We start from the raw sequence: 9,558 nt of genomic DNA on the forward strand, positions 1-9,558 counted from the left end.
AGAAATAATAAAAATAGTTAGTTAAAATCTTTAAAACCTGAATAAAATATTTATTTTTAAATGTTATTAGTTATTTTTGCTATGAAATAAATAGAGTCAAATTTAATTATGAAAGCAAAAAAACTTAATGCAAAAACATTAAATTTTGATAATGTATCAAAAGATAAGATAATTTTTTTAGTTGTTTCAGGGTTGATTATTTTCTTTGCGAAAGCTGCTTATGATCTATATCTTCATAATCCTGCTTTTCATATGTTTATACAAAGTAAAGGAATATTTTTATAAATAAAAAATTTAAAAAAATTTATTCAAATCAAGTTTTTTAATATTTTATTAGCTAAAAATTTTCTATTTTAATATCATTTTATGTAGATGATTTTTTAGTACCTACATTAGATTTTGCCCAAACTTTTTTGACTATAGATTTATAATCTATGAAGTTTGAGACAATGGAAAGTAAGGCTTTTAATTAATTGCATTTGAGAAGCTTCGACTAATTATTAACATTATAAAATTTTGTTCATTAAGCATTATCAAATAATTATTTATAAGTAATTTTTAAAAGTAAATGATGTATTTTTAGCTATTTATTATGTAAAAGTTGTCCTTGACTCTTTTAGGAAATATTTTTATTGTCCTCATATGCATTCTTTATATTAAACAAATGTATCTCTTTGCAGTCTTGGGCTTTTTTGCTGCCTTTATTGCTTTTATGAAATTAGGATCCAATGATTTTGGTATTTCATCAAGTAAATCTCAATTAAAAGATCAAAAAACTTCTAAGTAAAAAATTATCATTTTATTATGGAAACTCTTTCTATTTTAAGCTTTTTTTTATTGGTAATTACTTTCTTTGTTAGAGGTAAAAATGATTTTGGTCTAAAACCTAAACCAAAAAAGGATTAATTATTTTTGAACTATCTTTTAGCAAGTCATCCAAATATAAATTAAGTTTTTTAATTTTTTAAATATCATTTATGAAATCATCAGAAGGATCCAATACACTAAGAAAAAAACTACAAAATAGTATTTTTAAATTTATTCTTATCTCAATAGGTATATCTGTAGTTATATTTTCTTATCAAAAAGACGGATTCTTTTTTGGGATTTAATAACTTATAGTCTCTTATTAAATATGGAGAAATGTTATTCTAATTGCTTAAATTTTAGAGGGTCTTAAATTCTTAGATAATTAATTCCTCCCCCTCAGTTTAAAGCGGATTATTACCACTAATAACTAACCCGTAATAAACGAGAACTCCAAGTAAAAGAAGAATAAACGCTATTTTGTTTGAGCTGTCTGAAATAATAAAAAAGTAATTTTAAACATTTTATATCAGGTAAAAAAAAATTTTTTATCTTTTGTATATTTATTATGTCTCAACTGCTACAGACAATAATAATTTTTAAATCCCTAACTCATAACTTATTTACTTTAAAATTCTTTTATAAATCATTAAAGTCTGATGTAATTATTTATTTTTAATATGGTTGCAGCTAATAGCGATCCTACACTCCTTTTTGTATTAGGAAGCATTGGTTTATTATTATTTGGTGCGATTGGTTATGGTATTTACACTACTATAGGACCTAAATCCGGCGAATTAAGAGATACTATTAAAGAACATGCAAGGATGCATGAGCTTGGAATTGCTCATGGACATAATAAAGGCGAAGCAAATCATACTCATTTAAAAGAAGTCCTAAAAAAGGAAAATAAAACTTCTACTGTTAATAAAGTCATAAATGAAAATCAGTCCAAAAGTATCAACTGAAAATCATTATTAAAAGCTTAGTAATTCAAAAAAGTAGAATGCTCATCCTTGTAAGCAGGATTGAATTATGGAGCTTATGAAATTTATCTTTTTTTTTCTTAATCAATTTTTTTAGTTTCCCTCCTCACCAAAATTATAAAATGGAGTGGCATCTTGAATTTTAATATTTACCCCCTCGATTTTGCTCTTAGAAACTTCTTTTAATTCTTTACTAGTAAATTGAAATCCATAGTGTGAAGCTATTAAGGCGATTTCATTAGCAGTAGCTGCACTTGAAACTTCATCGAGAAAAGTTTTATTTGTTTTTCATAAAATTCTTACACCTTCCAAATACGCTAAAATGTTGTTCTGGTTTGTGTACTTAAAAAAGAAAAATAGTAGAGTCTTTGCATATCTAAAGATTTCGTAAAATGCTATTGGTAAATAAATAAACAATGCAAAGTTTAAAAATAAAAAATAAATTTTTTTTATCTGCTTTCTCCTAATAATTAAATTGATTATTAATATAACTACGCTTGAGTTTAAAATAATATTAAAAGAAGATCCTGCAATTATATTTATTTTGCTACTACCAAATAATAGATTTAAATTTTTACCTATAAATAAAAGTATGTAACAGGATACTGTTGATTGGAGTGATGATAAAATTTTGAATCCAAATATGCTTTTTTGCGGAAAATCTAACTTAGAAATGAATTTCATTTATTTATTCTCGGAAACATTGATCTCCTATTAATAGAATTTTACTATATTTATTTTCTGCATTTCTTATTTTTAAAAGGGATTTAGGTTCCAAAGTTAAGATGGTCCCAATTGATACTTTCCCATCACTACCGTCTTTGATTATCTTAAAGAAGCACTTTCTTTTTTCAAAGTTCAATACACCTGGCCAAATTAATATGATTCCAATTGAAAAACCTGAAAAAAAATACAAACTATAAATAATAAAATTTATAATTGACTTTTTCTTACGCATAATTTTTATTATTATATAAATAAAACATAAATTGGGTAAAACTTCGAATAAATTTAATAATGAGATTCAAGAATTAAAAATGGGTCATCATATTTTCTAAATTGTTATGTTGTGTAAACAAAAATTAGGTAAAATTAAATTATTTTTAATTTAAACTTTATCTAAGTTCTAAAATAATATTAAATTAATATTTTTCTATTTAATTACAAAATTCTAACCAAAATGGAATCATTTAAAAAAGGAAGTAATAAAGAATTATTTAAAAAATATTTATATATATTTATAATGATTTTTTTAATGAATAATCTAAAAGCTTTTGGGTCAGGAAATAAATCATATGCGTTTCAAAATAATCAAAAAGAAACTGAACTAGAAGAAATTTATAAATTATATTCCATCCCTTATAGTGAATACGATGGGTTAGATGGCCAATTTAAAACTTTTTTTGGCTTATATTCACCAAAATCATTGATTAATAATTACCCAGATTTATCAATAATTGATACTTCAGATGCAATAAGAGAAGGATATATATTAAAAATAAATAATATGACAATTAATCAAACTAATTATAAAATTAAAAAAGAAGTATTAGTGGAAAATTGAGTTGAAGAAGATTAACTATATTATGGGAAATTTTTTAAAAATAAAAAAGATAAAAATTGCTATATTCTCATTCTTGATTCTGAATCAATTTCTAATTAATGCATATGCTTTTAATTTTAGGAAAATTGATTTGGAGAATTCAAATAGAAACAATTATCAGAAGAGAATTAAAAATTTCAAGAACTTATTTGCTGAAAAAATTAATGATGAAGATTCTTTTTCTACTAAAGAAATTGAAGAGATAGAGAAATTTGTAGAAGAAACTTTCGATTCAAACGATTCTGACATTTTTGTAAATCAAATTAAACCATTGAAAGAAATAAATAATGATAATGATTTATTAAAAAATGAAGGTATTAAAAAGGATATCAAATCTAAGCAAATACAAAAAAAAGACGAAAATTTTAATGATAAATCCAATGAAAGAAATGAAATAATTCAAACCTATTCTGAACAAAATAGTAAAAATTATTTACCTTTGCCTTCTCGAAGTATTATCTCAAGTAGTCAATTTAAAGTTCCATCAAGAGGATATTTAAATTTAAAGGGACCTCAGATTACCTTAAATCTTAAATCAGCAGATCCCATTGAGACATTAAAATTAATTGGTAAATTAGGTAACTATGGAATAGTTATTGTTGATAATAATATTTCAGAAAATAATGAGAATTCAGGTGGATCTAAAATTAGTGCAACTTTTAATGACGTAGATATTTCAGATGCGTTTAATAGTGTTTTGCTTTCTGCAGATTTACAGGCAATCTTAGAGAATAACATAATCTTTGTGGGGAAAGATATATTAACTAAGAGTTTAAGACCAAAAGTCTCAAAAACTTATCGACTTAATCAAGTAAATGCTGCCTCAGTTGCAGATTATTTATCTACTCTTGGAGCTCAAATTTCAAAGGTAATGTTAATAAGTGGTTCAATAGAGGGAACTGAAGTTGGAGATAGTTTCGTAAATAAAAAAGAAATTAATGATGATGCTATAAATTCATATGGAATAAAAGGAGGACCACTATCAGGATTAATAGGAACAGCAGATTTAAGATTGCAAACTATTACTTTAATAGGTTCAAAAGATCTTATTAAAACTGCAGAAAAATATTTAAAATCATTAGATGTTAGACATAGACAAGTAGCATTAAACATTAAAATAATTGATGTCACATTAACAAAAAATGATATTAAAAATAATATTTTTGAACTTAGAACTGGTGAAACAAGGATTATTAATAACAGCGGGCTAAGTTTGGTTACTGGAAATATGGATCCTTTTGAACCTTTAGGGTCTGAGAATATAAAAACTTTAAATCCTGGCGATATCATTCCTGTTCCTGAGGGCAATATTATGAATTGGTTAGAGGCTAAAATAGTTAACGAAAATGCAAAGATTTTAGCTTCTCCAACTTTGATTCTTGGTGAGAATCCAAATATTCTGTCTTCTGGAGCTGCTTCAGTAGATGAGGGACTTGATTCGGCATCAATTGGTAGGCCTTATAAAAATGAGGGATTTATAAAAGTTGGTGAAACAGTGGTTACCGGATTCACTCAAAGTAATGATGATGGAGTAGTTACATGTACAGCAGAGGAAGGAACTGCTGGCATTACTTTTGGAGCAAAGGTTGATAAGATCGACGATAATGGTTTTGTAACCTTTGCCTTAAGCCCTGCAATCTCTTCAGTCACAAGATCAGTTGAGATTTCGGGTTGTGGTATACAAAATACATTGAGCGTTAGGCAATTAGATACAGGTTCTATTAGAGTCAGAAATGGAGATACATTAATTCTTACTGGGGTTCTTCAAGACGCTGATAATATAACAACCTCTAAAGTTCCTATTTTGGGAGATATCCCCCTTCTTGGAAGCCTGTTTAGAAATAATTCAACTCAAAAAAGAAAAAGTGAATTAATTATTTTAGTCACTCCAAAAATCCTTAAAGATAAATGACTTTAATTCCAAGCTAGATTATTAAATGGTTAAAAATAACTTTAAACAAATTGATTTACTTCGAAAAAGAAGGAAAGTTAATAAATTATTTGATCCATATTTTGTTGATACTAAGCAATTTATTAAAAATGGAATTTTTTCTGGCTTAATTTTAATAGCTATTTCTCTAATTCTAGGGATCCCTTTCATTTTAAGAACTAAGATTATAGAAAATAAAAAAGATAAAATAAAAATTTTTAGTGATGAATATGATTTTCTTGAAAAGAAACTAGATCGAGAATCAATACAACTTAAAGATATTTCAAAATTTAATAATGACCTTAAAAATTCAATTATGGATATCAGTTCAAGTTCTGCTTTATTAAAGGAAATAACTTTAATTATTCCAAAAGATATCCAACTTTTAGAGTTTTCTTCTGAGGATGATTCTTTGATTATAAAAGCAAAATTATCCAATGATGAATATTTGAATACGCTCAATGCTTTCTTATTAAATTTAAGTAAATCCAATTTGATTAAATTTGAAGATATCGATTTAAAAGAAATAAGTGTTTCGGAAAGAAATTCTGAAGCAATAAGTTATCTAGTTGATATAAGAACCAAAGTTTCAAAAAATTATAGAGAAATTAATGAAAAATATTTAATCAAACTAGGGTCTTATGGATTATCTAATAGGTTAAATCTTTTGAAGGATATTGAAGAACCATTAACAAAAAAATAATATGTTTAATAAAGAAAGAAAAAATTTAATAACTCCAGAAAAAGCTGCTTCATTTATACCAGTTTTTATATCTTCGGGAATATCAATCTTATTGATTGTCTTTTTTGTAATTCCACAATACTTTAAATCAAATGAGGTTAATTTTGAATTAAATGGTTTAATTAAAAAAAAGAATGAATTAGATAACTTAAAATCTCAATATAAAATAATTAATAATAAATTTGAGAAATTAAATAAGGAAAAAACAAAAATAATAGAGCTAATTACTGGGAGATCAAATTTAGATACTTTATTAGCCGAATTAGGAAAACTAGGGAGGAAAAATAATATTGAGTTTTTATCTATAGCTCCTCAAGAAGTAGTCATTGCTGATGAAAATAATACACAAGAACAATTAAGTACCAATTCTAATCAAACCGATTTAGAAAATGATCCATTATTAGTTGAAGGGGTAAAAAAATATCTAATAGATTTTACTTTCAATACGGATTTTGTAAATTTACTTTCTTTTTTAAGAGATCTAGAATATAGAGATAATGCTGTTTTGTTAGATAATATTACTCTGAGTTTGAATTATCAGGATAATGATGATGGGGTAATTAAAAAAACTAGTAAAATGCTAGAAGTTAATCTTAGAACAATATTCTATGGTAAAAATTAACTTAAGTATTTTGATTAGTTTATTTCTTTAATTTACTATGAATTTTTTATACTTTGTACTTGGCTTGGCAATGATTTCAGGTATCTCAGCAATGATGAAGATTGGAAATAATATTAATAATTTGATGTTTTTAAGCACTTTTAAAGAAAGTGATTATATTCAATCAGATTTGCCAATTTATGATAGAAAGATTTTGGAAATTTTAAATAATTATTCGGGTCCTGATGTAGATGTTTGCTCATATATCAAGGAAAAATTAAGTGAAACTTTATATGAAAATGGAGAAGTTTTTTTATCTTCTGGGACACAAACGCCTTCATCAAATTCCTTATTTCTTGGTAGCTGCGTCTTAGTAAATAAGGATATTAATCATAGAGTTATAATAAAGAAAAATAATTTAGGATCTTTTAATCTGTTTTCATGTTATCTGAAAGATGAAACATTCTGTCCATATGAGGTAAATAAATGATCTCTTCATTGATTGGATCTGTAATAATGTCTGCAGTTACTGTAGCTATGCTTATCGCAATAAATTTTACTGATAAAGCCTTAATTAATGCTGGAAAATATCCTCTTACAAATGAAGAAAAGCGAATCTTAAAAACTGCAGGATTTAATGATGTAGATATTGACAATCTTAATCAGGACATAAAATCATTAAAATTTGATGAATAAATGATGAATAAAAAAGAATTAAAAAATGAAGGTATGACTCTTCCAGAATTAGTTTTAGCAGTTTTGCTTTTGGCAGCATTTACTGGAATAACAGTTATGGTTACTACTTATACTTCAAGGTTCTTTCAACCTTTGAATGAAGAAGCAAAAGAGGAATATATTTCAGCTGAAAAAGAATTTAGTGATAAATTAAATGATCATGCTCAAATAAATAAAACTATTGATTCTATTATAGATATTCTTTCTGAGCCTGGAATTGATAAAAGCTTCATCACAAATCTTGAGTGCTCATCTTTACCCTCAATGGAATGGAATATTCCATCAATTGATACTAAAGCAATACCTAAATCATATAAAATATGTATTAAATCAACTTCTCTATCAGAGAGTAATTACTCAGAACTTTCTAATGGTGGCAAACCAGGAATTTATATTTTATATTCCAAACCAGAGAATGGCGTCTCAATTAATTCAACTCCTGTACGGCGGATATTTTGTAGACCAAAACCTTTTTGTAAGGAGGTTATTTTTTAGACCTAATACTTTTTGAAAATTATGAACTCTGCAAAAACAACTAAGAAAAAATTAAGCGAATATCAAGTTGAAGACCTCAAGGAAATTTTTCTTGAAGTTTTAAAGAAAATTAGTAGTAAAATTATTTTGCTTGAAATAGGAAGTGATTTTATAAATATAGGGCTTGCTAAATCTCAAAAAAATAAACTTTACATTAAAAAAATTTTAAGGCAATCTCTTCCAGAAGAAGCGTTAGATAAGTCAATACCAACTGATCCGGTAAATTTTGGTTTTTTTCTAAAAGGAATTATGAATGAAAATAAATTTTATACGAATAGAGTTGCAGTTGTTCTCCCTTCAGATACTTGCTATACCAGATTAATTGAAATCCCAGAAGATATAGAGGAAAATAATTCTACTAGCTTTTTAGAGAATCCTAATTCTGGAATTCAAATACCTATATCTTTAGAAAACTCGGATTTTGAAATTAATTTAACTAACCTGCCTAAAAAAGAATTTAAAGATAAATTTTTTAATAAATATTTTTTAACTTCAATACCTAAAAAAAATCTAGATATCGTCCTTGAATCAATAAAAAATGCAAATCTAGAAATATGTTCTATTCAAATGAGTCATATGTGCATCGCTAACTTATTAAAGTTTGAAATAAATGATTTAAAGGAAGAAGAATTGATAATTTCAATAGATTTACTGGATGAATTTTCGCAATTTGTAATTTTTGATAGATCAGGTCCTTTATTTATTAAAAGATTAGCTTCTATAAAAAAATATCCTTCCATAGAGGAAATGAAGAAAATTAATACTTCTATTAATGATAAGAGTATTAATTCAAAAGATAAAAATAAATCGGAAAATTACCATGCACTATCAAAACTTGATTTGAAAGTCTTATTAAGAGAAATAAAGGAATCTTTTAATAGTTTCTTAAGAGATAATAATTTAAATAAAAAAGGAAAAATATTTTTATCTGGAAGAAATAGTCAACATCAGAATCTTGTGGAGTTGATTGGTAAACATTTAATGATGGATGTTGCTCTAATATCTCCCATAAATAATAATCTTCTCAAAGAATTTACATACAACCCTGATGAAATTAATCAATTTTCTATGTCGAGAATTGTAGGATTAGGCTTAAGTTTAATAAAGGATATAAGTTTCGCCGATGACACTTTAAATAGGGAATTTATAATCAAAGATTTTTACTTTAAAGATTTTAAAAAAGAAGAAAGTAAAAAAATTGAAGAAAGTAAGAATAATAAAGAAAGTAAGAATAATAAAGAAAGTAAGAATAATAAAGAAAGTAAGAATAATAAAGAAAGTAAAAATAATGAAAATTATACTATCACTAACTTAATGAATTCTCTAAATAAATTAAGCGCCGACAATACTAAGATAAAAGAAAAGGTTGAAACAAAAACCAAGAGTGAAGAAAAGAAAAAAGAATTACCACCATTACCGAATTTAAAAATAAAAGAAAAGTTTGAAACAAAAACCAAGAGTGAAGAAAAGAAAAAAGAATTACCACCATTACCGAATTTAAAAATAAAAGAAAAGTTTGAAACAAAAACCAAGAGTGAAGAAAAGAAAAAAGAATTACCACCATTACCGAATTTAAAAATAAAAGAAAAGTTTGAAACAAAAACTAAGAGTGAAGAAAAG

11 protein-coding genes are annotated in these 9,558 nt (G+C 25.4%); 10 read left to right on the forward strand and 1 reads right to left on the reverse strand.

All coding sequences use genetic code 11. The features are described 5' to 3' along the window. Positions 1 to 108: 108 nt before the first annotated feature. Both EU95_RS09995 and EU95_RS03110 read left to right on the forward strand, forming a co-directional pair. Positions 109 to 285 carry a hypothetical protein gene (locus EU95_RS09995; RefSeq protein ID WP_193742491.1) on the forward strand — a complete coding sequence of 59 codons (177 nt, stop codon included), beginning with the start codon at positions 109 to 111 and terminating at the stop codon, positions 283 to 285. Between the two features lie 1,202 nt (positions 286 to 1,487). After that, entirely contained in the window at positions 1,488 to 1,775 is a 288-nt protein-coding gene (locus EU95_RS03110; RefSeq protein WP_032522461.1) for a photosystem II reaction center protein PsbN, read from the forward strand. Positions 1,776 to 2,481: 706 nt separating this feature from the next. On the opposite strand, the gene EU95_RS03105 is transcribed toward EU95_RS03110, so the two are convergent. Continuing rightward, on the reverse strand, positions 2,482 to 2,751 hold the full coding sequence (locus EU95_RS03105) for a hypothetical protein (RefSeq protein WP_032522463.1): 270 nt from the start codon (positions 2,749 to 2,751) through the stop codon (positions 2,482 to 2,484). 297 nt (positions 2,752 to 3,048) lie between these two features. Between EU95_RS03105 and EU95_RS03100 the strand changes: the two genes are divergently transcribed. From EU95_RS03100 to pilM, 8 genes are all read left to right on the forward strand, one after another. Continuing rightward, positions 3,049 to 3,357 (forward strand): hypothetical protein, encoded by a 309-nt coding sequence (locus tag EU95_RS03100; protein WP_158462210.1) that lies wholly within the window; start codon positions 3,049 to 3,051, stop codon positions 3,355 to 3,357. A 130-nt stretch (positions 3,358 to 3,487) separates the two neighbouring features. Further along, on the forward strand, positions 3,488 to 5,308 hold the full coding sequence (locus EU95_RS0109060; protein ID WP_206537479.1) for a type II secretion system protein GspD: 1,821 nt from the start codon (positions 3,488 to 3,490) through the stop codon (positions 5,306 to 5,308). Positions 5,309 to 5,333: 25 nt separating this feature from the next. Then, positions 5,334 to 6,029, forward strand: coding sequence for a PilN domain-containing protein (locus tag EU95_RS03095; RefSeq protein WP_032522465.1), 696 nt, complete (start codon positions 5,334 to 5,336; stop codon positions 6,027 to 6,029). A gap of 1 nt (position 6,030) precedes the next feature. Then, on the forward strand, positions 6,031 to 6,690 hold the full coding sequence (locus EU95_RS03090; protein WP_032522466.1) for a hypothetical protein: 660 nt from the start codon (positions 6,031 to 6,033) through the stop codon (positions 6,688 to 6,690). Positions 6,691 to 6,727: 37 nt separating this feature from the next. After that, positions 6,728 to 7,159 (forward strand): hypothetical protein, encoded by a 432-nt coding sequence (locus tag EU95_RS03085; RefSeq protein WP_032522467.1) that lies wholly within the window; start codon positions 6,728 to 6,730, stop codon positions 7,157 to 7,159. Continuing rightward, positions 7,156 to 7,365: a hypothetical protein gene (locus tag EU95_RS03080; protein ID WP_032522468.1), complete on the forward strand. Its 210-nt coding sequence runs from the start codon at positions 7,156 to 7,158 to the stop codon at positions 7,363 to 7,365. The genes EU95_RS03085 and EU95_RS03080 overlap by 4 nt, the downstream gene beginning before the upstream one ends. Next, complete coding sequence (locus EU95_RS03075; RefSeq protein ID WP_032522469.1) at positions 7,366 to 7,899, forward strand: hypothetical protein; 534 nt, start codon at positions 7,366 to 7,368, stop codon at positions 7,897 to 7,899. 21 nt (positions 7,900 to 7,920) lie between these two features. Beyond that, positions 7,921 to 9,558: pilus assembly protein PilM (gene pilM / locus EU95_RS0109065; protein WP_032522470.1), on the forward strand; the 1,638-nt coding region annotated here is incomplete at its 3' end.

Source organism: Prochlorococcus marinus str. MIT 9201, from assembly GCF_000759955.1.
GTDB classification, from domain to species: Bacteria; Cyanobacteriota; Cyanobacteriia; order PCC-6307; family Cyanobiaceae; genus Prochlorococcus_A; species Prochlorococcus_A marinus_G.